General features: G+C 67.0%; 22 protein-coding genes. 5 read left to right on the top strand and 17 right to left on the bottom strand.

The genetic code is table 11. The features are described from left to right. Nucleotides 1–16: 16 nt before the first annotated feature. The 9 genes from FVF75_RS11775 to FVF75_RS11735 form a co-directional block, all read right to left on the bottom strand. The gene (locus FVF75_RS11775; RefSeq protein ID WP_148378173.1) at nucleotides 17–877 is read right to left on the bottom strand and encodes an ROK family protein; all 861 of its coding nucleotides are present in this window, start codon (nucleotides 875–877) and stop codon (nucleotides 17–19) included. Then, entirely contained in the window at nucleotides 874–1,548 is a 675-nt protein-coding gene (locus FVF75_RS11770) for an N-acetylmannosamine-6-phosphate 2-epimerase (RefSeq protein ID WP_148378172.1), read from the bottom strand. The genes FVF75_RS11775 and FVF75_RS11770 overlap by 4 nt, the downstream gene beginning before the upstream one ends. 45 nt (nucleotides 1,549–1,593) lie before the next feature. Next, nucleotides 1,594–2,565, bottom strand: a complete 972-nt coding sequence (locus FVF75_RS11765) for an ABC transporter ATP-binding protein (protein ID WP_148378171.1) — start codon at nucleotides 2,563–2,565, stop codon at nucleotides 1,594–1,596. Further along, nucleotides 2,562–3,569, bottom strand: a complete 1,008-nt coding sequence (locus FVF75_RS11760) for an ABC transporter ATP-binding protein (RefSeq protein WP_148378170.1) — start codon at nucleotides 3,567–3,569, stop codon at nucleotides 2,562–2,564. The genes FVF75_RS11765 and FVF75_RS11760 overlap by 4 nt, the downstream gene beginning before the upstream one ends. 3 nt (nucleotides 3,570–3,572) lie before the next feature. Next, a complete protein-coding gene (locus FVF75_RS11755) occupies nucleotides 3,573–4,490 on the bottom strand; it encodes a dihydrodipicolinate synthase family protein (RefSeq protein ID WP_148378169.1) in 918 nt (305 codons plus the stop codon). A 14-nt stretch (nucleotides 4,491–4,504) separates the two neighbouring features. Next, a complete protein-coding gene (locus FVF75_RS11750; protein ID WP_148378168.1) occupies nucleotides 4,505–5,398 on the bottom strand; it encodes an ABC transporter permease in 894 nt (297 codons plus the stop codon). 1 nt (nucleotide 5,399) lies between these two features. Then, nucleotides 5,400–6,359, bottom strand: coding sequence for an ABC transporter permease (locus FVF75_RS11745; protein WP_148378167.1), 960 nt, complete (start codon nucleotides 6,357–6,359; stop codon nucleotides 5,400–5,402). 77 nt (nucleotides 6,360–6,436) lie between these two features. Continuing rightward, entirely contained in the window at nucleotides 6,437–8,029 is a 1,593-nt protein-coding gene (locus tag FVF75_RS11740; RefSeq protein WP_148378166.1) for an ABC transporter substrate-binding protein, read from the bottom strand. A gap of 58 nt (nucleotides 8,030–8,087) precedes the next feature. Further along, entirely contained in the window at nucleotides 8,088–8,780 is a 693-nt protein-coding gene (locus tag FVF75_RS11735; protein WP_222861223.1) for a FadR/GntR family transcriptional regulator, read from the bottom strand. Between the two features lie 143 nt (nucleotides 8,781–8,923). Here FVF75_RS11735 and FVF75_RS11730 point away from each other — a divergent pair, with 143 nt between their 5' ends. Both FVF75_RS11730 and FVF75_RS11725 read left to right on the top strand, forming a co-directional pair. Further along, nucleotides 8,924–9,937: a Gfo/Idh/MocA family protein gene (locus FVF75_RS11730; RefSeq protein ID WP_148378164.1), complete on the top strand. Its 1,014-nt coding sequence runs from the start codon at nucleotides 8,924–8,926 to the stop codon at nucleotides 9,935–9,937. Continuing rightward, entirely contained in the window at nucleotides 9,934–10,923 is a 990-nt protein-coding gene (locus FVF75_RS11725) for a Gfo/Idh/MocA family protein (protein ID WP_148378163.1), read from the top strand. Before FVF75_RS11730 ends, FVF75_RS11725 begins: the two co-directional genes overlap by 4 nt. 37 nt (nucleotides 10,924–10,960) lie before the next feature. Here FVF75_RS11725 and FVF75_RS11720 read toward each other — a convergent pair whose 3' ends face one another. The 8 genes from FVF75_RS11720 to FVF75_RS11685 form a co-directional block, all read right to left on the bottom strand. After that, complete coding sequence (locus FVF75_RS11720) at nucleotides 10,961–11,917, bottom strand: ABC transporter ATP-binding protein (RefSeq protein WP_148378162.1); 957 nt, start codon at nucleotides 11,915–11,917, stop codon at nucleotides 10,961–10,963. Then, entirely contained in the window at nucleotides 11,914–12,894 is a 981-nt protein-coding gene (locus tag FVF75_RS11715; protein WP_148378161.1) for an ABC transporter ATP-binding protein, read from the bottom strand. The genes FVF75_RS11720 and FVF75_RS11715 overlap by 4 nt, the downstream gene beginning before the upstream one ends. Before the next feature lie 2 nt (nucleotides 12,895–12,896). Then, nucleotides 12,897–13,796, bottom strand: coding sequence for an ABC transporter permease subunit (locus tag FVF75_RS11710; protein ID WP_148378160.1), 900 nt, complete (start codon nucleotides 13,794–13,796; stop codon nucleotides 12,897–12,899). 1 nt (nucleotide 13,797) lies between these two features. Then, complete coding sequence (locus FVF75_RS11705; RefSeq protein WP_148378159.1) at nucleotides 13,798–14,805, bottom strand: ABC transporter permease subunit; 1,008 nt, start codon at nucleotides 14,803–14,805, stop codon at nucleotides 13,798–13,800. A 105-nt stretch (nucleotides 14,806–14,910) separates the two neighbouring features. After that, nucleotides 14,911–16,506 (bottom strand): ABC transporter substrate-binding protein, encoded by a 1,596-nt coding sequence (locus FVF75_RS11700; RefSeq protein WP_148378158.1) that lies wholly within the window; start codon nucleotides 16,504–16,506, stop codon nucleotides 14,911–14,913. Nucleotides 16,507–16,838: 332 nt separating this feature from the next. After that, on the bottom strand, nucleotides 16,839–18,377 hold the full coding sequence (locus tag FVF75_RS11695; RefSeq protein WP_148378157.1) for a tripartite tricarboxylate transporter permease: 1,539 nt from the start codon (nucleotides 18,375–18,377) through the stop codon (nucleotides 16,839–16,841). 12 nt (nucleotides 18,378–18,389) lie between these two features. Further along, nucleotides 18,390–18,821, bottom strand: a complete 432-nt coding sequence (locus FVF75_RS11690; RefSeq protein WP_148378156.1) for a tripartite tricarboxylate transporter TctB family protein — start codon at nucleotides 18,819–18,821, stop codon at nucleotides 18,390–18,392. 61 nt (nucleotides 18,822–18,882) lie between these two features. Next, the gene (locus tag FVF75_RS11685; protein WP_148378155.1) at nucleotides 18,883–19,881 is read right to left on the bottom strand and encodes a Bug family tripartite tricarboxylate transporter substrate binding protein; all 999 of its coding nucleotides are present in this window, start codon (nucleotides 19,879–19,881) and stop codon (nucleotides 18,883–18,885) included. A 120-nt stretch (nucleotides 19,882–20,001) separates the two neighbouring features. Here FVF75_RS11685 and FVF75_RS11680 point away from each other — a divergent pair, with 120 nt between their 5' ends. Genes FVF75_RS11680 through FVF75_RS11670 form a run of 3 tightly spaced genes read left to right on the top strand, consistent with a single transcriptional unit; the run spans nucleotide 20,002 to nucleotide 23,088 of the window. Further along, nucleotides 20,002–20,673 (top strand): response regulator transcription factor, encoded by a 672-nt coding sequence (locus tag FVF75_RS11680; protein ID WP_148378154.1) that lies wholly within the window; start codon nucleotides 20,002–20,004, stop codon nucleotides 20,671–20,673. Then, a complete protein-coding gene (locus FVF75_RS11675; RefSeq protein ID WP_148378153.1) occupies nucleotides 20,666–22,054 on the top strand; it encodes a sensor histidine kinase in 1,389 nt (462 codons plus the stop codon). The genes FVF75_RS11680 and FVF75_RS11675 overlap by 8 nt, the downstream gene beginning before the upstream one ends. Next, the gene (locus FVF75_RS11670) at nucleotides 22,051–23,088 is read left to right on the top strand and encodes an ABC transporter substrate-binding protein (RefSeq protein ID WP_148378152.1); all 1,038 of its coding nucleotides are present in this window, start codon (nucleotides 22,051–22,053) and stop codon (nucleotides 23,086–23,088) included. Before FVF75_RS11675 ends, FVF75_RS11670 begins: the two co-directional genes overlap by 4 nt. Nucleotides 23,089–23,096 lie beyond the last annotated feature (8 nt).

Here is a 23,096-nt window from a genome sequence, read left to right as displayed (position 1 = left end):
CGCGGCGCTGGTCTCGTCAGGACAGGTCGGTGTCGGTCAGCAAGGCCCCAAGAAGCGCGCTGTCGTGCCCCAGGCTGGCCGGCACGACCTCGACCCGGAACAGGGGCGGCTCCGCCGCAAGGTGGGCCCGGACCCTGGGAAGGTAGCCTTCGGCCAGCCCGACACCGCCGCCGATGGCGACACGGTCCAGCCCGAAGATGCTGGTGAGATCGGCGCAGAGCCGCGCGACGGCGGCGGCGGAGCGGTCGATAGCGGTGCGCGCGCGGTCGGTGTCGGCGGCAAAGGCGGCCCTGGCGTCCGCGGTGCCGGCAGCCGCCGCGATGGCGCGGCCCGAGGCGGTGGATTCAACCGTCCCCCGCCGACCCGATCCGCAGCGATCGTCGCCAAGCGGGGACGAGACGAAACCGACATGGCCAGCCAGTCCGTTGCGGCTGGCAAGCAGGCGGTCGCCCAGCACCACCCCGCCGCCAACGCCGGTCGAGACGGTGAGATAGGCGAAGTGTTCGACGCCCTTGCCCGCGCCCAGCCGTGCCTCGGCCAGGGCGGCGGCGGCGGCGTCGTTGCCGACTGTGATGTCGCCGCCAAAGCGGTCGCGCAGCCGGTCCAGAAGCGGCACGCCCCCGATCCCCGGCAGGGTCGCGGCATTCACCGCCTGCCAGCGTCCCTCGGCATCGACGCGGCCGGCCACCACCACGCCCAGCCGGTCGCCGGGCGCATAGCCCAGTTGCGCCAGCAGGTCCGCCATGGCCGCGATCTGAGCGTCGAGACCGGCCTTGCCATCGGTATCGGCCTGATGCCGCTGCACGATCCGTCCGTCCTCGATGCGCGCGGCGGCGATCTTGGTGCCGCCGAGGTCGACCGCGAACCCCCGGCTCATTTCGCGTCCCGCACAGCGTGGGCAAAACGGCCTGTGACGATTTCCAGCCGCGTCAGCGCGCTGCCCACGGTGACCGCATCGGCCCCGGCGCGCATGGCCTGGGCGGCAAGCTCCGGCGTGTCGATGCGTCCCTCGGCCATGACGAAACCGCCTAGGTCGCGAAAGGCGCGGATCAGGTCGAGATCGGGGCCGTCACCCTTGCCTTCGGTCTCGGCGGTGTAGCCTGACAGGGTCGTGCCCACGATCGCCGCCCCGCCCGCCAGCGCGGCTTCCGCGTCGGCGCGGGTCGCGCAATCGGCCATGGCAAGCGCGCCTCCGGCGATGATCGCCGCGAGGATGTCGTCGCGCGCGTCGGTGCGCGGGCGCGGGGTGGCGTCATAGGCGACGATATCGGCCCCGGCCTCGATCAGCGCCCGGGCGTCCGCGATGGTGGTGGTGATGCGCACCGGGCTGTCGGGCAGGTCACGCTTGACGATGGCGATGATCGGCACATCGACATGCGGCCTTGTTGCACGCAGGTTCTCGACCCCCTCGATCCGCAACCCCGCCGCGCCCCCGGCGACCGCCGCCTGAGCCATCGCGGCGACGATCTCGGGGCGGTCCATCGGCCCATCGTCGACAGGCTGGCAGGATGCGACCAGACCGCCGCGCAGACGTTCGAGCAGGTTCATGTCGTCACCTCCGGCAACTGGTTGGCAGGGCAGGGCGCGCCCGGGTCAGAGAATATCCTCGCGTATGCAGGCGCGGGTGTGGCCCGGCGCAATCTCGCGCAGGGCGGGCACTTCGGCGGCACAGGCGTCGATGGCAAAGGGGCAGCGGGTGCGGAACACGCAGCCGGACGGCGGGTTCGACGGGCTGGGAATGTCGCCGGTGAGTTTCTGACGCTCGACCTTCCGTTCCAGATTTGTCGAGGGCGCCGCCGACAACAGTGCGCGCGTATAGGGGTGCGCCGGGCTGGCATAAAGCTCCGCCGCCGGGGCCATTTCCATGATCCGGCCAAGGTAGAGCACGATGACCACGTCGCAGATGTATTCGACCACCGCCAGATCGTGCGAGATGAACAGCATCGTGAGGTTCAGGCGCTGCTGGAGGTCGCGGATCAGATTGATCACCTGCGCCTGGATCGAAACGTCCAGCGCCGAAACCGGCTCGTCCGCGACGATGAAATCGGGGTCGAACACCAGCGCGCGGGCGATGCCGATCCGCTGACGCTGACCGCCTGAAAACTCGTGCGCATAGCGGTCGTAGGCATCGACCGGCAGGTCGACCGCTGCCAGCGCGTCGCGGGCGCGCGCGCGGCGCTCGGCGGCGGTGCCGATGCGTTGGATCTCGAGCCCTTCGGTCAGGATCTGGCCGATGCTCATCCGCGGCGACAGGCTGCTGTAGGGGTCCTGAAAAATATACTGCATCTTGCGCCGCTGCTTGCGCAACTCGCGCGCCGACAGAGCGGTAACGTCGACGCCCCCCATCGTCACGCGGCCCGCGGTCGGCTCGATCAGACGCAGGATCGAGCGGCCAATGGTGGTCTTGCCCGAGCCGGATTCACCGACCAGCCCGACAACCTGCCCATGCATCATCTGAAACGAGATGTCGCGCAGCACCTTCACGTCCGGCGCCCTCGAGAACGCGCCCGAGCTGAACTGTTTGGACAGGTGTTCGACGGAAAGATAGGGTTGGGTGTCGGTCATAGCTCTTCCCATCTGATGCAGCGGCTGCGCCGCCCCGGGGCCACGTCGATCAGCGGCGGCACCGCCTCGCGGCAGGCGTCGGTGACGAAGTCGCAGCGGTTGGCGAACGAACAGCCCTTCGGCAGGTCGCTCAGCGCCGGGACGCTGCCGGGAATGGTCGGAAGCGGCGTGCCCGCCTCGCGGAGTTCGCCGCCCCGGCCAAGCTGCGGCACCGAGCGCAGCAGCCCGGCGGTATAGGGATGGCGGGGGTGGGCGAAAATCTCGGTGACCGGTCCGGTCTCGACGATCCGGCCCGCATACATCACCGCCACCCGGTCGGCGATTTCCGCGACCACGCCCAGGTCGTGGGTGACGAACAGAATGCCCATCCCGCGTTCCTTCTGGATCGCGGCCAGAAGATCGAGGATCTGCGCCTGGATGGTCACGTCCAGTGCCGTGGTCGGCTCATCCGCGATCAGAAGCTGCGGATTGCAGGCCAGCGCCATCGCGATGGTGACGCGCTGGCGCATCCCGCCGGACAATTCGTGCGGATACTGGCGCGCGCGCCGGTCGGGGTCGGGAATGCCCACATCCTCGAGCAGCCGGACCGCGTGGGCGGCCGCCTCGCGGCGGGAATAGCCAAGGTGGATGCGCATCGGCTCGGCGATCTGTTCGCCGACGGAATAGACCGGGTTGAGCGAGGTCATCGGCTCCTGAAAGATCATGCCGATCTCGTTGCCGCGTATCCGGCGCAGCGCCTCCGGCTCGATCGCGGTCAGATCGACCACCTCTCCCGAGCGGCGTTTCAGCAGGATGCGTCCCCGGTCGATCCGCCCGATCCCGCGTGGAAGCAAGCCCATCACCGACAGGCTTGTCACCGATTTGCCGCACCCCGACTCGCCGACCAGCGCCACAGTCTCGCCGGGGCCGACCGTCAGGTCGAGGCCGCGCACCGCCGCCACCTCCTTGCCGCCGGAGCGAAACACCGGCCGCAAATCGGTTATTTCGAGGATCGGGGTTTCCATGGCCTAGCCGATCAGCCCGGAGGCACCGAGAATGGCGCGGATCTTCGCGGTTTCGTCGTCGTTCAGCAGGCGTGCCGGACGGGCCATGGTGTTGGTGGCGATGATCCCCATCTCGCGCATCGCGGTCTTGAACGACCCGACGCCCGCGGCCCCGGCGCTGGTGCGCCCGGCGGCGATCCAGACGATCTCGAACAGGCGGCACAGGCGCTCCTGAACCTGCCGCGCGCCGGTCAGGTCACCGGCCTGCACCTTGTTCCACAGCTCGACATAGCCATGCGGATCGACGTTGGCGAGGCCGGGCACGACCCCGTGCGCGCCCATCGACAGCGCGGTGTCCACCATGATCTCCGACCCGGTCATGCCGAAGAACCCGTCGAGATCCTTGAGGTCCGACAGCACGTAGCGCAGCGCCGCGTCGTCGCCCGACGAATCCTTGAGCCCCGCCAACGTGCCGTCGCGCGCCAGCGTGTTGATGGTATCACGGGTCAGCTTCATCCCGACGCAGACCGGGATGTCATAGCCGACCACGGGCAGGTCGACCGCTTCCCTGACATAATGGAAATGGTCGATGGTCTCGGCCTGGTTGGTGCGGGTGTAGAACGGCGCGGTGACCACGACAGCATCGGCGCCGGCAGAGGCGGCGGTGCGGGCATGGCTAATCACACGGTCGGTGGTCATGTCGATGGCGCCGACCAGCACCGGCACCCGGCCCGCGACGGTCTTGATCGCATGGTCGATGATGCGCGCCCGGATCTCGGCGTCGTGGAACACCACTTCGCCGGTCGATCCGAGGACGAAAACACCATGCACACCGGCGTCGACCAGGTGATTGAGCGCGGCCTCGAACGACGCGAAGTCGACGGTGAAATCGGGGTTGAGGGGGGTGACGACGGGCGGCACCACGCCAGTGAACAAAGGCATTCGGAACTCCTGTTTCAGTTCTGGTTGGCGCGCGGGTCGAATGCGTCGCGCAACCCGTCACCGATGAAGTTGATGGCCAGCACGGTCAGGACCAGTGCCGCGCCGGGGAACATCCATTGCCACGGATACTGCTCGAGAACGACCGTGGAGCGGGCCAGGTTCAGCATGTTGCCCCAGCTTGCTTCGGGCGGGGCGATGCCGAGGCCCAGAAACGACAGCCCGGCCTCCAGCAGGATCGCGTTGGCGACCTGGAGGGTGGCATAGACGACGAGGATGTCGATCGAGTTGGGGAGGCCGTGGCGGAAAAGAAGATGCCCCATCCCGGCCCCCATGCCGCGTGATGCGACGACGAAATCACGCTCGCGAAGCTCCAGCAGGCGCGCGCGCACCATCCGCGACAGCACCGGCCAGGACAAAAGCGAGATCACACCGATGGTCGGCCAGATGCCGGTGCCCGCAATCGAGGCCAGCACCAGCAGGAAGATCACCGGCGGCAGCGTCATCGCAAGGTCGACAAACCGCATCAGCCCGCCGTCGACCAGCTTGCCGCTGAACGCCGCGAGCGAGCCGACCAGGTAGCCGATCACCAGCGAGATCGCGACCGACACCACGGCCACGATCATCGACACGCGCCCGCCCTGCAGCAGCCGCGCCATCACGTCGCGCCCGACCCCGTCGCTGCCCAGCCAATGCGCCGCGGACGGACCCTGGTTGATGGACAGAAGGTCGATGTCGTTGGGGGCGTGCGGCCACCACAACTCGTAGGTCGAGACCGCCACGATGATCGGCACGAAGATGAACAGCCCGGCCATCGCCGCCCGGTTGGCCGTGAAGCGCGCGATCGAGCGCGCCATCGGTCCGCGGCTGGGCGGCTTCTTGGCTTTGCCGGGTATGGTTGCGTCGGTCATGTCAGCCTACCTTCACACGCGGGTCGATGGCCGCATAAACGAGGTCCGTCAGCAGGTTCACCGCGATCACGAACGCGCCGATGATCAGGGTCGCGCACATGATCACCGGGTAATCGCGCGCCTTGACCGCGTTGACCAGGAGCAGGCCCATGCCGGGCCAGTTGAACACCGATTCCAGAAAGATCGCGCCGCCGATCGCCATGCCGATGGACGACCCGATCAGCGTGACCACCGGCAACAGCGCATTGCGCGCGGCGTGTTTGACGATCACCCAGAATTCGCGGACGCCCTTGGCGCGCGCGGTGCGCACGTAGTCCTGGTTGAGCACTTCCAGCATCGACGAGCGCATGTAGCGCATGATCAGCGCGCCGTGGGTCAGCGACAGCAGGAAGGCGGGAAGGATCAGGTGCGCCAGCAGGTCGGCCACCGAGAACGGAACGCCCGGCGTCAGCATCCCGCCCGACGGGGCCCAGCGCAGTTGCACCGAAAAGACGTAGAGCCCGACCAGCGCGGTCACGAAGGGCGGGCTGGAGATTGCGAGGAACGACCCGACCGACAGGCCGACATCCATCGCCGAGTTGCGCCTGACCGCGCTGAGCGTGCCGGCGGCAAGGCCCACCACGATGGCAATCGCCAGGCCCGAGGCCATCAGGATCACGGTCGGCCCGACCCGCGAGAGCACCAGCGGCAGCACCGGCTGGCCCGCGCTCTGGATCGAATAGCCGAAGTCGCCCGATATCGCGGCGGCGGCCCATCCGAAATACTGCAGCGGCAGCGGATCGTTCAGGCCCAGACGCTCGCGCAGGGCGGCAAGCTCATCCAGTGACAGGGGGGCCGAGGGGTTGATATAGGCGTCCACCGGATCGCCCGGCGCAAGGCGCAGCAGCACGAAGATCAGGACGCTCAGCGCGACCAGCATGAGCAGGCCAACCGCGGTTCGGCGCGCAACGTAAAAGCCCATGGATGTGCCCCCGGTGTTGTGGACCCGCGCGGCGATCTGGCGCCGCGCGGGGTAGGGTTGATCCGGCCTGGCCGGGATCAGTTCTGCGCGATGTCCCAAAGTTCGGGATGGGCCGCGTAGGGGCCACCGGCCGGCGCCGGGGTCCAGACGAAGTCGACCAGGTCGTCCGATGCCACGCCGTAGCGGCTCGAGACCCACATCGGCGCCCAGGGCAGGGTCTGGTTCATCTCGGCGCAAACCTCCTGCCATTTGCCCTCGGCGGCGGCGGGGTCGGTCTCGCTCATCGCGGCGTCGAAGGCGGCGGTGAGGTCGTCGAACTCGACCCGCATGATGTTGGCGCCGTTCGGCGGCAGCTGCGCGCTGTTGAGGCCGATGTTGATTGACGCCGGGTCCGGCCCGTTACGGATACCGGCATAGATCAGCGGGAACTGGTCCCAGCCGGCGTCGTCGTTGGAATAGACGATGCCGTTGTAGGTCGGCACGTCGACCACGCGCGGCACCACGTTGATCCCGACCTGGCCCAGCATCGCCTGCACGGCGGCCATGACGTTCGCGGCCTGCGGCGAGGTGTAGTAGGTCAGCCAGGTGATCGGCGCGTCGCCGTTGATGTCGCCCCAGCCGGCCTCGTCCAGAAGCGCGCGCGCCTTGTCCGGGTCGTGGCTGTATTCGGTGATCCCGTCGGGCACCAGGTGCGGCGCGACATAGCCGCACTGCGCCACGGTGGCCGCACCGCCATAAAGCGCGGTGATGATCGCCTCGCGGTCGATGGCATAGAGGAAAGCCTGGCGCACGCGCACGTCTTTCCACAGGTCGACACGCTGGTTGAAGCCGACGTAGTTGACGACGTAGGAGTTGCCCTCGATCACCCGCACGCCCTCGGTGTCACGCAAGGTGGCGACGTCATCCGGCTCGACATAGGTGAACTGGATCTCGCCCGAACGCAGCGCGGCAACGGCCGCGGCGGGGTTGTCGAAATAGCGGTTGATGATGCGGTCGACCTTCGGGGTGCCGCGGCGATAGTCCTCGTCCGCGGACAGGGCGACATACTGGTCGGTGACGTATTCATCGAACTTGAACGGCCCGGTGCCGATCGGCGCCTCGGACCACCAGGTGCTGGTCGCGAGCTCGGCCGGGGCAACATCGCCCAGCGCGTGCTGCGGCATGATCATCAGCTGGGTGAGGTCGGCCAGAAGCGCGCTGTTGGGCTGCGACAGGGTCAGCTTGACGGTGCGTGCATCGACCACTTCGACGCTTTCGATGTCCGAGAGGCGGCTGGCGAACACGCTGCCGGTGTCGGGGTTCTGGGCCAGGTCGATGGTGAATTTCACGTCCTCGGCATCGAACGCCTCGCCATCGTGCCAGGTCTCTTCGGCCAGGTGGAAGGTATAGGTCTTCTGGTCTTCGCTGACCTCGAAGCTGTCGGCCAGCGCGCCCTCGATGACGCTGAGGTCGGCGGCGTAGGTCACCAGAGGCTCAAAGTAGATGCTGAACCAGGTGAAACCGCCGGTCGCGGCCAGCGGGTTGAATTTCTTGGGAAAACCGCCGGGGCCGGTGTCGAAGGCGCCGGTGATGGTCTTGCCGTCCTGCGCGACGGCGAACGGCACGGGCATGACCGCGCCGGCCAGCAGTGTGCTCGCGGCAAGAGCGCGGGCCAGGTTTGAGAATTTCATGGATTTCCTCCCTTGGGGTTGCGGTGTCAAAAAGTTCGGAGCTTTGCCGGTTCGGGCGTTAGCCCGGGTTCGGGGAATAGCGCGCGATGACGCGGGCCAGCCCCTCGTAATGCTCGTCGAGTCTTCGGCGGGCGTCTTCGGCGTCGCGTCGGGCGATGGCCTCGACGATGGCGTGATGATCGGCCCAGGTAGCCAGCGGATCGTCGTTGTCCATGCCGTGAAACTGCGAGGCCTTGGCGAAGGCCGACCAGAAAATGTCGATCAGCGCGTTCAGCATCCGGTTGTTCTGGCAGCGAAACAGAAGCTGGTGGAACTCCTGGTCCTCGGCGGCGAAGCTCTCGTGCTTTTCGGCGCGGGCCTTCATCCGGGCGGTAACGTCGCGCAGGGCGGCGATGTCGTCGTCGCCGATCACCTCGATCGTCTGCCCGATCAGGCCGGTCTCCAGCACCCGCCGGATCTCGCGCAATTCGCCCACGTCACGCAGCGAGTCGCGCATTCCGAAGGCCAGGTTGTCGAGTAGGGGGGCGAAGGAAAACTCCTTCACGAACACGCCGATACCACGGCGCGTTTCCAGAATGCCAAGGGATTCCAGCGCCTTGATTGCCTCGCGCACCGAATTCCGACCGACCCCGAGTTGACGCGCCAGGAACGATTCCGATGGCATCGCCTGTCCCGGGCGCATGTCGTTCGCTTCGATGTAGTCCTTCAGGCTTTGCTGCACGGCGACGTGAATCAGCGGCGGACGGGGCATCGATTCAAGCGGCGTGGAGGTCGGAGAATCAGAAGTCATTCGCTCAGGCATCCCATGTGTGCCTTGTTGAATACCAACTTGTAGGATATCCTGCAACACATTATTGGGATATCCTACAAGTAGCTGGCAGAAGGTAAAGAATCATGCGGATCGCGCTTTTCGGTGTCGGCCATTGGCATTCCGCCATGCATCTGGATGCGGCGCAGGCCGCCCGGGCGGATGTGGTCGGGGTGTGGGACGAAAACCCCGACGTGGCCGCCGAGTTTGCCCGCGCGCATGGCCAGACGCATCTGCCGACGATCGAGGCCGGGTTGGCGCAGGCGCCCGACGTGGTGGTCTTGATGGGCCATCCGGCGACGCTGCCGGCGCAGGCCGAACGACTGATCGCGGCGAAGGTGCCGCTGATCCTCGAAAAGCCCGTCGGCGACATCGACACCATCGCCCGGCTGGCCGATCAGGCGCGTGCGGGCGGGTGCCACGTGGCCGTGCCGCTGGCCAATCGTTTCGGACCGGCCCAGGGCGAACTGGCGCGGCTGGCGGAAATCTCGCGTGCCGGTCGGCTGGTGCGCGCCGGGTTCCGGCTGGTGAACGGGCCGCCGCAACGCTACCGCGATGACGGGGTGGGCTGGCTGCTCGACCCGGCGGTGGGCGGCGGCGGGGCGCTTCGCAATCTCGGCATCCACGGGATCGACGCGGCGCTGGACCTCGCCGAAGGGCCGCTGACGATCCTTTCGTCGAGCGTCGGCAACCTGATCCACGCCACCGATGTCGAGGACCACGCACTCGTCGTCATGCGGGATGCCGCCGGCACGCTGTTCACGGTCGAGGCCGGTTATACCTTCGCGTCGATGAGGCCGGGGGGCGAGTTCGAATGGCGGCTGGTCAGCGCCAATGCCACCCTGACCGACCTGGGCGACAGCGCAACCGTCGCCACGCTGGACGACAACCAGATGCGCAACCTGCGCCCGGAACCCACCGCCACCAGATACCGGCTGTTCATGGCCGACGCGCTGGCCCGGCTTGGGCAGGGGCGCCCGCCTTCGGTGTCGCTCGACGACTACCTCGCCGCGATGCGCCTGATCGACGCGGCCTATCTGGCGGCGGGGCGAAACACCGACGGAACCATCGCGACCACACCCGGAAAGGACAAGACATGATCGGAATAGGCATCATCGGGGCCGGGCATTTCGGCGCCGTCCACGCGCGCGCCATTGCCGATGTCGAGGGCATCCGCCTTGCCGCCAGTTGCCGTGGCGAGGGCGCGCAGCGCCTGGCGCAGGAGTTCGGCGGCACCGCCCATGCCGACTGGCCCGACCTGCTGGCCGACCCGTCGGTCGATGCCGTGGTGATCGCGACGCCGCATGACACCCACGAGGAGATTGCCATCGCCGCCGCCAACGCCGGCAAGCACATCCTGATGGAAAAGCCGATGGCCCCGACCCCCGAGGCCTGCGACGCGATCATCGCCGCGGCGGATCGCACTGGGGTGGCGCTGATGGCCGGTCACGTGATGCATTTCTCGCAGCCCTGTCTGGTGGCCCGCGACATCATCGCATCCGGCGACCTCGGCCGCCCGATCCTGGGCACAAGCGCGATGATCAAGTTCTGGATGGAAAGCAACCGGAGCGAATGGCACACCCGGTTCGAAACCGGCGGCGGAATGCTGATGACGGCGGGCATCCACGCGCTGGATCGTCTGGTTTTCCTGATGGGCGACCGGGTGGCCGGGGTGAACGCCCTTTATGGCACCTTCTTTCACGACCAGCCGGCCGACGACACCGCGCTTCTGAGCCTGCGGTTCGCAAATGGCGGTTTCGGGCAGGTGCAGAGCGTCGGCTACCGCGACGGCAAGATGATTTCGGCCACCACCCTTGTCTGCGAACACGGGATGCTTGCGCTCGATTTCGTGAACGGCGTGTCGGTGGGGCGGGGCGAAAGCTGGGAACAGGTGCCCGGCTCGATCGAACCCGACTGGATGCACCGGGCGATGCTGCGAGAATGGGACGCGATGCGCGAGGCGATTGCCGGTGCCGCGCCGAAGGTGCCGAACGCCCACGCCCGCCACGTGGTCGATATCATCGCGGCATCGCGACGCGCCGACGCCGAGCGGCGCGAGATCGCGCTTGCGGAAGGGGCCGACTGAGGCGGGCCGCATTCCGAATAATGAATGGCAAAGCCGGTCAGTTTTCCGGGAAGTAGCAGGCGACCTTGTGGCTGTCGCCCTCCAGCGGCGGGCGGTCGAGGCGGCATTTGTCCTGGGCTTTCCAGCAGCGCGGCGCGAAGGGGCAGCCATCGGGAATCGCCAGCGGTGAGGGCAACTCGCCCGCGAGCTTGATCCTCTTGCGGTCGGGGTGTGGTTCGGTCGAGGGCGTCGCCGACAACAGCGCCTTGGTATAGGGGTGGCGCGGGCTGGCGAAAACGTCTTCCTTGGCACCGAACTCGACCGGGCGACCGAGATACATCACGATCACCTCGTCGGCCACGTGGCGCACCACGCTCAGGTCATGCGAGATGAACAGATAGGCCAGTTGCAGGCGTTCCTGCAGGTCCAGCAGCAGGTTCAGAACCTGGCTCTGGATCGACACGTCGAGCGCCGAGACCGGTTCATCCAGAACCATCAGCTTGGGTTCGAGCATCAAGGCGCGGGCGACCGCGATGCGCTGCCTCTGGCCGCCCGAGAACATGTGCGGAAAGCGGTCGTAGAATTCGGGCCGCAACCCGACCAGGTCCATCATTTCGCGTGCCTTCTCCCGGCGCTGGGCGGCGGTGAGGTTGGGGCGATTGATCTTGAGCGGCTCTTCGAGGATGGTGCCGACCCGGTGGCGCAGGTTGAGCGAGCCGTAGGGGTCCTGGAACACGATCTGCACGCTGTCGCGCAGCCGCGCCCAGTTGTCGGGCGTCGCCGGGATGCCGCCGATCTCGAATGTTCCGGCGGTCGGTTCCTCGATCAGGGTGACGAGACGGGCCAGAGTAGACTTGCCGCAGCCCGATTCCCCCACGACCGCCAGCGTCTTGCCCGGCGCGATGGAAAAGCTGGCCTCCGACAATGCGCGCACCACCCGAGGCTTGGCGAACAGGCCGCCGCCGACTTCGTAATGCTTGGCCAGGTGTTCGGCGATGATGACGGGCTCGGTCATGACGTCGCCTCCTTGGCCGGGGTCGCGATCGGGTAGTGGCAGCGCGCAAAGCCCATGTCCTCGCCCTGCACCGGCGGGTCGACCTTGCGGCAAGTGTCGTCGGCAAAGGCGCAGCGCGGGCTGAAAAGGCAGCCCTGGGGCCGGTCGAACTGGCCCGGCACCACGCCCGGAATGGTCGGCAGCCGACGCTCGGTCGCGCGCTCGGGCAGGGCGGACAGAAGCGCCGCCGTGTAGGGGTGATGCGGGCTTTGAAACAGCGAGCGCACCGGCTGTTCCTCGACCTTCTGACCGGCATACTGCACCTGCACCCGCTGCGCGGTCTCGGCCACCACGCCCATGTCGTGGGTGATCAGGATCAGCGCCATGCCGGTGTCGCGTTGCAGGTCGCTGAGCAGGTCGAGGATCTGCGCCTGGATGGTCACGTCCAGCGCCGTCGTCGGCTCGTCCGCGATCAGAAGGCGCGGGTTGCATGACAGCGCCATGGCGATCATCACGCGCTGGCTCATGCCGCCCGACAATTGGTGCGGGAACGCCTTGAGGCGGGTTTCCGGGTCGGGGATGCCCACGAGGTCGAGCAGTTCCAGTGCACGGGTATGGCGTTCGGCCCGGCTCAGGTCGAGGTGCTGGCGCAGCGCCTCCTTGATCTGGAAACCCACGGTGAAACAGGGGTTGAGCGAGGACATCGGCTCCTGAAAGATCATCGCCATGTCGCGGCCGATCACCTTGCGCCGCTCGCGCGCGCCAAGATTGCGCAGGTCGCGGCCATCAAAGCTCATCCGGTCGGCGGTGATGGTCGCGGTCCAGGGCAACAGCCCCATCATCGCCAGCATCGACACCGATTTGCCCGAGCCGGATTCACCGACGATGGCCAGCACGTCGCCCTGGTCGACCGTGGCATCGACCCCGTCGACGGCGCGAAACGGGCCGGCGGCAGTGGTGAATTCGACGGTGAGGTTGCGGATTTCCAGGAGCGGCACGGTCAGCTCCTTTTCAGTTTCGGGTCGAGCGCGTCGCGCAGCCCGTCGCCCATCAGGTTGATGGCGAGCACTGTGATCAGGATGGCAAGCCCGGGGAAGGTCACGACCCACCAGGCGCGCAGGATGAATTCGCGCGCCTCGGCCAGCATGGTGCCCCATTCCGGCGTCGGCGGCTGCGCGCCCATGCCCAGAAAGCCCAGCGCGGCCACGTCGAGGATGGCGTTGGAAAAGCTTAGCGCCGCTTGCACGATGATCGGGGCAAGGCAGTTGGGCAGCACCGTGATGAACATCAGCCGCGGCAGCTTGGCGCCCGCGACCTTGGCCGAGATCACGTAATCCTTGGCCCGCTCGGTCATCACCGCGGCCCGGGTCAGGCGCACGTAGTGCGGCTGCAGCACGATCGCGATGGCGATCATCGCGTTGACCAGCGACGGCCCCAGGATCGCCACCAGCACCAGCGCCAGCAGAAGCGACGGGAACGACAGAATGATGTCCATGATCCGCATGATGATGGTATCGAGCCATTTCGGCGCGAAACCGGCGATCAGCCCGATCAGGATGCCGCTGGTCGAGGCGATGATGACCACCACCAGGCCGACGAAGAACGAGAACCGCGCGCCGAACAGCAGCCGCGAGAGCATGTCGCGCCCCAGCGGGTCGGTGCCCAAGGGATAGGCCCAGTCGCCGCCCTCCTGCCAGGCCGGCGGCAGCAGCGTCGCCGCGCGGTTCTGCACGGTCGGGTCATAGGGGGCGATGAAGTTGGCGAACAGCGCCAGCGCCACGAAGGCGGCAAAGACGTAAAGCCCGATCACCGCGCCGCGGTTCTCGCGGAAATAGCGCCAGAATTCCCTGAGCCGGCCGGGGCGCGCCGGGACGGTGGCGGAGAGGGTGGTGTCGGCCATGTCAGCGTTTCCGGATCTTGGGGTTGATGAGGCCGTAGAGCAGATCGACGATCAGGTTGACCACCATCACCATGACGGCGACCAGAAGCAGCCCGCCCTGCACCACCGGATAGTCGCGGCGGAAGATCGAATCGACCATCCACTTGCCGATACCGGGCCAGGAAAAGATCGTCTCGGTCAGGATCGCGCCGGCCAGCAGCGTGCCGACCATCAGGCCGATCACCGTGACCACAGGGATCATGGCGTTTCTCAGCGCGTGCAGCCCGTTGACGCGCGCCGGGGCCAGCCCCTTGGCGCGAGCGGTGCGGATATAGTCCTCGGACAGCACCTCGAGCATCGCCGAGCGGGTTTGCCGTGCGATCACCGCCAGCGGGATCGTCGCCAGCACGATCGACGGCAGGATCAGGTGTTTGACCGCAGAGCCGAAGGCGCCGGACTGGCCCGAAAGCAGGCTGTCGATCAGCATGAACCCCGTGACGTTCGGGAAATAGTAGAGCAGGTCGATCCGGCCCGAAACCGGCGTCCAGCCGAGGTTGCCGGAGAACACGATGATGAGCAGCAGCGCCCACCAGAAAATCGGCATCGAATAGCCCACGAGCGCAGACGACATCAACAGTCGGTCAAACAGCTTGCCGCGGTGGGTGGCCGCGATCACGCCCGCCGGCAGGCCCAGCACGACGGCCAGGATGATGGCGCAGGTCGACAGCTCCAGCGTGGCGGGAAACAGCGTGAAGAACTCGTCCCAGACCGGCTTGCGGGTGACGAAGCTCTGCCCCAGGTCACCCTGCAGCACGCCGGTGAAATAATCCCAGAACTGCACGATCAGCGGGCGATCGAAGCCGAATTGCTCCTGCAACTCGGCATAGCGCTCGGGTGTGACCCCGCGCTCGCCTGCCATGGCGATGATCGGATCGCCCGGCAGCACCCGGATGAAGGCAAAGGAAATCAGCGTGACGCCAAGAAAGGTCGGCACGAAGGTCAACAGGCGGGACAGGAAATATCGGAGCATCGGCCCTCGGGTCTTGATCTGCCGTATCGTCCGGCGGTGTCAGGTCAGGGCGGCGCCATGACATAAAAGGGCGGGGCCCCGCAAGGCCCCGCCCGGTTTTTCTGGTTATTCGGCCAGGCCGACCTCGGTGAAGATGTGACCGCCCAGCGGGTGCATCACGTAGCCTTCGACCTCGGGGCGCATCGGCATGAACACGACCGAATGCGCGATGGTGGCCCAGGGCGCCTGGTCCTTGAAGATCACCTGCGCCTCTTCGTAGAGGCGGGTGCGCTCGGCCGGGTCGGACACGATCTTGGCCTGCTGGACCAGGTCGTCGAACGGCTCATGGCACCACTGCGCGCGGTTCGAACCGCCCACGGCGTCACAGCCAAGCAGCACGGCCAGGAAGTTGTCCGGGTCGCCGTTGTCGCCGGTCCAGCCCAGAAGCACCGCGCCGTCACGGTCGAGGTCCTTCGAACGCTCGAGGTATTCGCCCCATTCGTAGGACACGATCTCGACCGTCACGCCGATCTTGGAGAAGTCCTCCTGAAGCAGTTCGGCCATCCGGCGTGCGTTCGGGTTGTAGGGACGCTGCACCGGCATCGCCCAGATCTTCATCGACAGGTCGGTCACGCCGGCCTCTTCGAGCATCGCGCGCGCGGCTTCCGGATCGTAGGGATCGTCTTCGATCGCGTCGTTATAGGACCACATGGTCGGCGGGATCGGGTTCTTGGCCGCCTGGCCCGAGCCCTGGAACACCACGTCGATGATCGCGGCCTTGTCGATGGCCATGTTCAGCGCGCGGCGCACCGCCGGGTTGTCGAACGGCGCCATCTGGGTGTTGTAGGCGAGGTAGCCGACGTTCAGGCCTTCCTGCTCCATCACGTTGATGTCGTCGCTGTCCTTCATCGCCTGGATGTCGGCCGGGTTCGGATAGGGCATGACATGGCATTCGCCGGCCTGAAGCTTCTGATAGCGCACCGAGTTGTCGGGCGTGATCGCGAAGACCAGGTTGTCGACCTTGGGCAGGCCCTCTTTCCAGTAGTCCGGGTTGGCGGCGTAACGGATCACCGCGTCCTTCTGGTAGGCCACGAACTCGAACGGGCCGGTGCCGATCGGCTGCTGGTTCATCATTTCCGGCGTGCCGGCTTCGGCCATTGCGTCGGCGTATTCGGCCGAGTGGATCGAGGCGAAGTCCATCGCGAGGTTGGCGATGAAGGGCGCTTCGGGCCGGGTCAGCACGAACTTGACGGTCATGTCGTCGACCTTCTCGATCGACTCGATCAGGTCGGGCATCGACATGGCGTTGAAGTATTCCCAGGTGCCGCCGGAAACCGTGTGATACGGGTTTTCGGGGTCGGCCTGGCGCATGAACGAGAAGATCACGTCATCGGCGTTGAAGTCGCGCGACGGGGTGAAATAGTCGGTGGTGTGGAACTTGACACCGGGACGCAGGTGGAAGGTGTATTCCTTGCCGTCCTCGGAGGCTTCCCAGCTTTCGGCCAGCCCGGGGATGACCTCGGTGGTGCCGGTCTTGAACTCGACCAGGCGGTTGTAGATCGGGTGCGACGAGGCGTCGAAGGTGGTGCCCGAGGTATAGAGGGCGGGGTCGAAGCCTTCGGGCGACCCTTCGGAACAATAGACCAGCGTCTGCTGGGCCGTGGCTGCGCCTGCCATCGACAGCACGAGGCTCGTCGCGGTCAGGAGGGTGCGTAGTGACATGGAGTAACTCCCTTACATTGTGTCTCGCTCTGCGGTTGCCCGCGTGCCTTCTACTGCCTCGCCCGCCGAGCACCCGAGGTTCGGGGCGGTGCGGACATTCCTGCACGTTGCCACCCCGTTGCCTTTCGGCCCGGCGGTGAACATCGCGAATTTTCGGAGGCCATAGGACGGTCTCCCTGTGTCTGGGGATCTGTCGCCCCCTGCGGATGATCAAATCCCGAATCCCGCTGCGAAGCAAGGGATGCCTCTACGGAAATTTGACCATTTTGTCAGAAAGATGCGATCAGGGGTGCGAAACGGCGGGAAAACCCGCCGCCCGCCCTGACCCGCCATCAATCCGACAGCGAGCCTTCGGTGTCGCGCCGCGCATGCATCCGCGCCTTGACCACCCGGCCGACGAAGATCGGCAGCACGAAGCCGACGATGGCCACCGTCCACAGCCCGATCGACAGGGGGCTGTCGATCAGCGTGCCGTAGTCGCCGTTCGAGATCGTCACGGCGCGGCGCAGGTTGTTCTCCATCGTGTTGCCCAGCAGCGTGCCCAGGATCACCGGCACCAGCGGCACGTCGAGCTTGCGCAACACCCAGCCCATCACCCCGAAGGCGATCATCACCAGAAGGTCGAAGCTCGACCCGGAAATGCCGTAGATGCCGACGAAGCTGACCATCGCCACCACCGGCATCAGGATGCGCGGCGGCACCATCAGCACGCGGGTGAACAGGCCCACCATCGGGATGTTCATCGCCAGAAGGATGAAGTTGGCGATGAACAGCGCCGCGATCAGGCCCCAGACCACATCGGGGTTGTTCTGAAACAGAAGCGGCCCCGGCGTGATGTTGAGCGACAGGAGCACCGCCAGCAGCACCGCCGTGGTGCCCGACCCCGGAACGCCCAGCGCCAGCATCGGCACCAGCGCGCCCCCGGCGGCGGCGTTGTTGCCGGCCTCGGGGGCGGCCACGCCGCGCGGGTCGCCCTTGCCGAATGTGCCCTTGCGGTCGACCAGGCGTTTCTCCATCGAATACGAGATGAACGAGCCCAGCGAGGCCCCGGCACCGGGCAGCACGCCCGCGACGAACCCCAGCAGCGACGAACGCAGCATCGTCGGGGTGCAGGCTTTCAACACCGAAAACGATGGCGTGAGCCGCCCGATCACGATCTTCTTGCCCTCGGCGTCCGCCGCACCGTGGCGGTGTTCGAGAAAGATGAACACTTCCGACAGCGCGAACAGCCCGACGATGGCGACGAGGAAATCGAGGCCGTCGTAAAGATGCACCTCGCCGAAGGTCAGCCGTGGCACCCCGGTCTGGGTATCAACCCCCACGACCGCCAGCCCAAGCCCCAGCATCGCGGCAAAGGCCGATTTCGCCTGATTGGTCGAGGACACGCCGCCCAGCGTGGCAAAGGCCAGCGCGAACAGCGCGAAATACTCCGCCGGGCCGAACAGCAGCGCGAATTTCACCAGTTGCGGGGCCAGAAAGATCAGCCCCCAGGTGGCGAAGAAGGCGCCCACGAACGAGGCCACGCCCGACAGCGACAGCGCCTCGCCGGCGCGGCCCTGCTGGGCCATCGGATAGCCGTCGAGACAGGTCATCATCGCCGGTTCGTCGCCGGGAATGTTCAGAAGGATCGAACTGATCCGCCCGCCATACATCGCGCCGTAATAAACGCTGGTCAGCAGGATCATGCTTGGCGTCGGGCCAAGCCCCAGGGTGAAGGCCAGCGGGATCAGGATGGCGACGCCGTTCGAGGGGCCGAGGCCGGGCAGGGCGCCCATGATGGTGCCCAGAAAACAGCCCAGGATGGCCAGAACCAGGTTCTGCCAGGTCAGCGCGATGACGAAACCGTCACCGAGTGAGGAAAAGATTTCCATGATGCGCGCCCCTCAGAAACCCAGCGGCCCGCGCGCCAGCGACAGACCGAGGACAAGGTGGAAAATGACATAGATGCCCAGCGAGGTGCCGACGCCGATGATCACCGACTGCAGAGGGGATGACCCCAGACGCCAGGTCAGGTAGGCCGCCGCGAAGGCCGTGGCGATGACGAATCCCGCGATCGGCAGGAACTCGGCATAGAGGATCATCACCACGACAGCGGCGGCGATCTCGGCCAGACGGGCCAGGGGCGGCCACTGCGGCTCGTCGTCGGGCTTGAGAAAGATCACGATGGACGACAGGCCCAGGATCGCCGCGATGCCCAGCGGAAAGGTCTTTGGACCGACCGCATCCGACATGAAGCTTTCTTCGATCTGCAAGGTCGCCCAGGCATAGAACAGCGCCAGCAACAGCCCGACGGCCCCGAAAATCCGGTCGCTCATGGTATCCTCCCCGAAGTTGCGCGCGCGGCGACGCCAGGCCGCCGCGCGCCGTGGCGCAAGCCTATTTGATGATCCCGATCTCGCGCGAGATATCCTGGATCTGCTTGACCGAATTGGCCACGAACGCCTCGAATTCGGCGCCCTGCAGGTCGAGCGGGGCGAGGCCGTTGTTCGCCATGATCTCTTTCCACTCGTCGCTGGCATAGAGTGTCGCGATCTTTTCGACCCAGCCGTTATAGGCCTCGTCCGACATGCCAGCGGGGCCATAGAAGCCGCGCCAGTTCGCGCCGACCGCGTCGACACCCTGTTCGCGGGCGGTCGGAAGATCCGCGAAGTCGCCCGGCAGACGTTCGGGCGCCAGCACTGCGATCACCCGGATATCGCCCGAATCGACAAAGCCCTTGGCTTCGGAAATGTCGCCGGTGAAGGCCTGCACGGACCCGGCCAGAAGCTGCGTCACCGCCTCGCCGCCGCCGTCGAAGGCGATATATTTGACCGACCGCACATCGTCGATGCCATAGGCGTCGGCCGCGATCAGCACCTTGAGATGGTCCCAGCCGCCCACGGCCGAACCGCCGGCTACCGACACGCTGGTCGGGTCGGCCTTGATCTGGTCGAGCAGTTCCGGCAGCGTCTGGACCTCGCTGTCAGCGGCCACCGCGATCACGCCGTAGTCGGCCCCGATCGAGGCCAGCCAGCGCACCTGGTCCATGCTGTTGCCCGGAAACGCGCCCTGCGCCAGCCGGGTTGCCGTCGCCGACGAGGCCGCGACGATCAGATCGTTCTCGTCGCCGCGCTTGTTGACCACCTCGGCAAAGGCCACACCGCCGCCGCCGCCGGCGAGGTTCACCACCTGCATGGTGCTGTCGATCAGGCCCTGGTCCTGCAATGACTTGCCGACCTGGCGGCAGGTGAAGTCCCAGCCGCCGCCCGGGTTGGCCGGTGCGATGCACTCGGGGTTTTGCGGCATGAAGCCGCCGTGGCTCTCGGCCAGCGCCGGGGTCGCGGCCAGGCCAAGGCCCGCCAGCGCCACCGCCGTGCGGATGAAGTTGAATGCCATGTCGTATCCTCCTCTTGGTTTCCGGCCGCAATGGCCCGGCCGGTGTGCGCGGGGTTATACGGCTTGAACCTGTCACCAACCTGTCACAGACTGCCCCGCGCCGCATTGCAGGGGAGAAGGATGCGGGTTCTCTTGGTCGAAGACGCTCTGGATCTGGCCGATGCAACGCGGTCGCGGCTGCGCAAATCGGGTGTGGCCTGCGATCATGCGATGACCCTGGCCGAGGCGCGCGACTTTCTGGCGGTGCAGGGCTATGACGTGGTGATCCTCGATATCAGCCTGCCCGACGGCTCCGGCACCGACCTTCTGCGCGAGATGCGTCAGGCCGGGCACACCATGCCGGTCCTGATGCTGACGGCGCAGTTTTCCGTCGAGAACAAGCTCTCGGCCTTCAGCTTCGGCGCTGACGACTATTTGGTAAAACCTTTTGACCAACGCGAGTTGGAGGCGCGTCTTCATGTGCTGCACCGGCGCAAGGACAGTGACCGCGCGGGCGAGATTCGCATCGGCGCGCTGAGCTTCGACCCCTTGGCCGGGGTGGCCAGCGTGGACGGCGCGCGGCTTGACCTGACCCGGCGCGAGTTCGCGCTTCTGGGCATCCTGATGCGCCACAAGGGGCAGGTTCACAGCAAGGATCACCTGCTCGAGGGGCTTTATTCCTTCGACGACGCGGTGGTCGGGGCCAATGCGATCGAGCTTTACGTCGCCCGCCTTCGCAAGAAGATCGCAGGCTCCGGCGTGTCGATCCGCACCCTGCGCGGTCGCGGCTATGTGCTGGACGCCGATGGCTGACGCCGCCGCGCCCCGCCCCACGATGTCGCTGTCGGCCCGGATGCTGGTCGGGCTGGGCGGGCTGTTGGCCATCGGCGGCGTGCTCCTGGCGCTGGCGGCCTATGGCTACGGCCGGGCGGCGGCGCGCGACGCTTTCGACCGGCTGCTGGTCGGTGCGGCGTCCAGCATCGCCACTTCGGTGTCGGTGGTCGACGGCGCGCCGGTGGTCGACATTCCGGTGTCGGCCTTCGACCTTCTGGCGCTCGCCCCCGAGGATCGTGTTGGCTACCTCGTCACCGGGCCGGGAGGCATGGTGCTGACCGGATACCCGGAACTGGCCGAGGCCATAACGCGGCCTGGACCCGAGCCTGCCCTGTTCGATGGCCGCTTCACCGGCGAGCCTGCGCGCATCATCCGCTATACCCGCCGCTTTGCCGAGCGCAGCTTTTCCGGCCAGGTCGATGTCGTCATCGCCCAGACCATGCGCGCGCGCGATCAGCTGGCGTGGAACATCACCCGTAACGCGCTGATGGTGCTGGCGATTGCGGGCGTGGCGGTGCTGGTGCTGTCGGTCCTGGTGATCCGCTCGGCGCTGGGGCCGCTGGACCGGATTGCCGCCCGGCTCGAGGCGCGCGACCCGCAGGATCTGACCCCCATCGACATGGCGTTGCCGCGTGAAATCGGCGTGATGGTCGGCGCGCTCAATGGCTTCATGGGGCGGCTCGACCGGCAGTTGGGCACGATGCAGCGGCTGATCTCCGACACCGCGCACCAGTTGCGCACCCCGGTCGCGGCGCTGCGCGCGCAGGCCGATCTGGCGGGCGGCGAGGACGACCCGGACCGCCTGCGCCAGATCGTCGGGCGCATCCACCGGCGCAGCGTCAGCCTCGGCCGGCTGCTCGACCAGATGCTGTCGCGCGCCATGGTGATTCACCGCATCGACGCGGCCCGGCGCGAGGTGGTGGACCTGCGCGACATCGCGCTGGAGCTGGTCGAGAGCGCCGACCACAAGCTTGTGGCGCCCGACGCGGTGGTCCGCCTCGAGATCGGCGACGCGCCAGTCCTGGCGCGTGCCGACGCGCTGTCCTTGGGCGAAGCCGCCAAGAACCTCATGTTCAACGCGCTGACCCACGGCGAGGCGCCGATCACGGTTGGGGCATCGGCGCGCGACGATGCGGTGACGCTCTGGGTCGAGGATGCCGGGGCAGGGCCGTCCGAGGCGGTCCGCGACCAGCTTGGCGACCGGTTCCTGCGCAATGCCGTCTCGCGCGGGACCAGTGCGGGGTTGGGGCTGTCGATCGCCAAATCCGTGGCCGAAGCCTTCGGTGGCAGCCTTGAGATGACGCCGCGCCCCGACGGCTTTCGCATCGCCATGGTGTTCCCCGCGGAGCCGCCGCAATGATCCGCCCGCTGATCCTCGCCGCACTTTGCCTGGCGCAACCTGCAATGGCCCAGGAGGCCACCCGCAGTTTCGGGCCAGAGGCCGCCACCGCCCGGCTCGTGCTGCGCACCACCACCGACATCGCGATCCTCGCCCCCACGGTCGAGGCCTTCGTCGCCGCGCATCCCGGGCAGGCGGTCGATTTCGAGCAATGGGGGTCCAACGACCTGTATGACCTGACCCGGCGCGATTGCCTGGCCGGGCGCAGGGGGGCGGATATCGTGATCAGTTCCGGCGTGCACCAGATGGTCAAGCTGGTGAACGACGGCTGCGCCACCGCATGGCGCTCTGCCGCGACCCTGGCGCTGCCGCCGGAATTGCGATGGCGCGACGAGATCTGGGGGGTCACGCGCGAACCGGCGGTGATGGTCTACAACCGCGACCTGGTGCCGCCCGGCGAGGTGCCGCTGTCGCGATTCGACCTGCTCGACCTCTTGCGCCCCGCCGACACGCCCTATGCCGGCAAGGTCGCCACCTATGACATCGAGGCTTCGGGGCTGGGCTATCTCTTTGCCTTCATGGACAGCCAGGAGGCGACCACATTCGGCGCGCTGATGGAGGCTTTCGCGCGCACCGGCGCGGTGGCGACCTGCTGTTCGGCCGAGATCATCGCGGGCGTGGCCTCGGGCGACTACCTGATCGCCTACAACGTGCTCGGCTCCTACGCCGCGACCGCTGCCGCCGCCAACCCGGCGCTTGGGGTGGTGATCGCCAACGACTATGCGCTGATCCTGTCACGCGCCGCGATCCTGCCGCCGGGGGCCGCGGTCGATTCGGCCGGGGCATTCCTCGAATTCCTTCTGTCGGACCCGGGGCGGCGGACGCTGGAGCGCACCAACCTGATTTCGACCGCCGCGAGCCCGGATGCGGAGGATGACGTCGCGTCCGGCGGTCGCCGCGTTCTGATCGGGCTGGGGCTGCCGCTGCTGATTGCGCTGGATCAGGCGAAAACCCGCCAGTTTATCGCGCGCTGGCGAGAAGCATTTGAAAACTAATATAAAAA

Source organism: Maritimibacter fusiformis (assembly GCF_008086115.1).
Lineage (GTDB): Bacteria > Pseudomonadota > Alphaproteobacteria > Rhodobacterales > Rhodobacteraceae > Muriiphilus > Muriiphilus fusiformis.
This window is presented reverse-complemented; position numbering and strand designations above follow the sequence as displayed.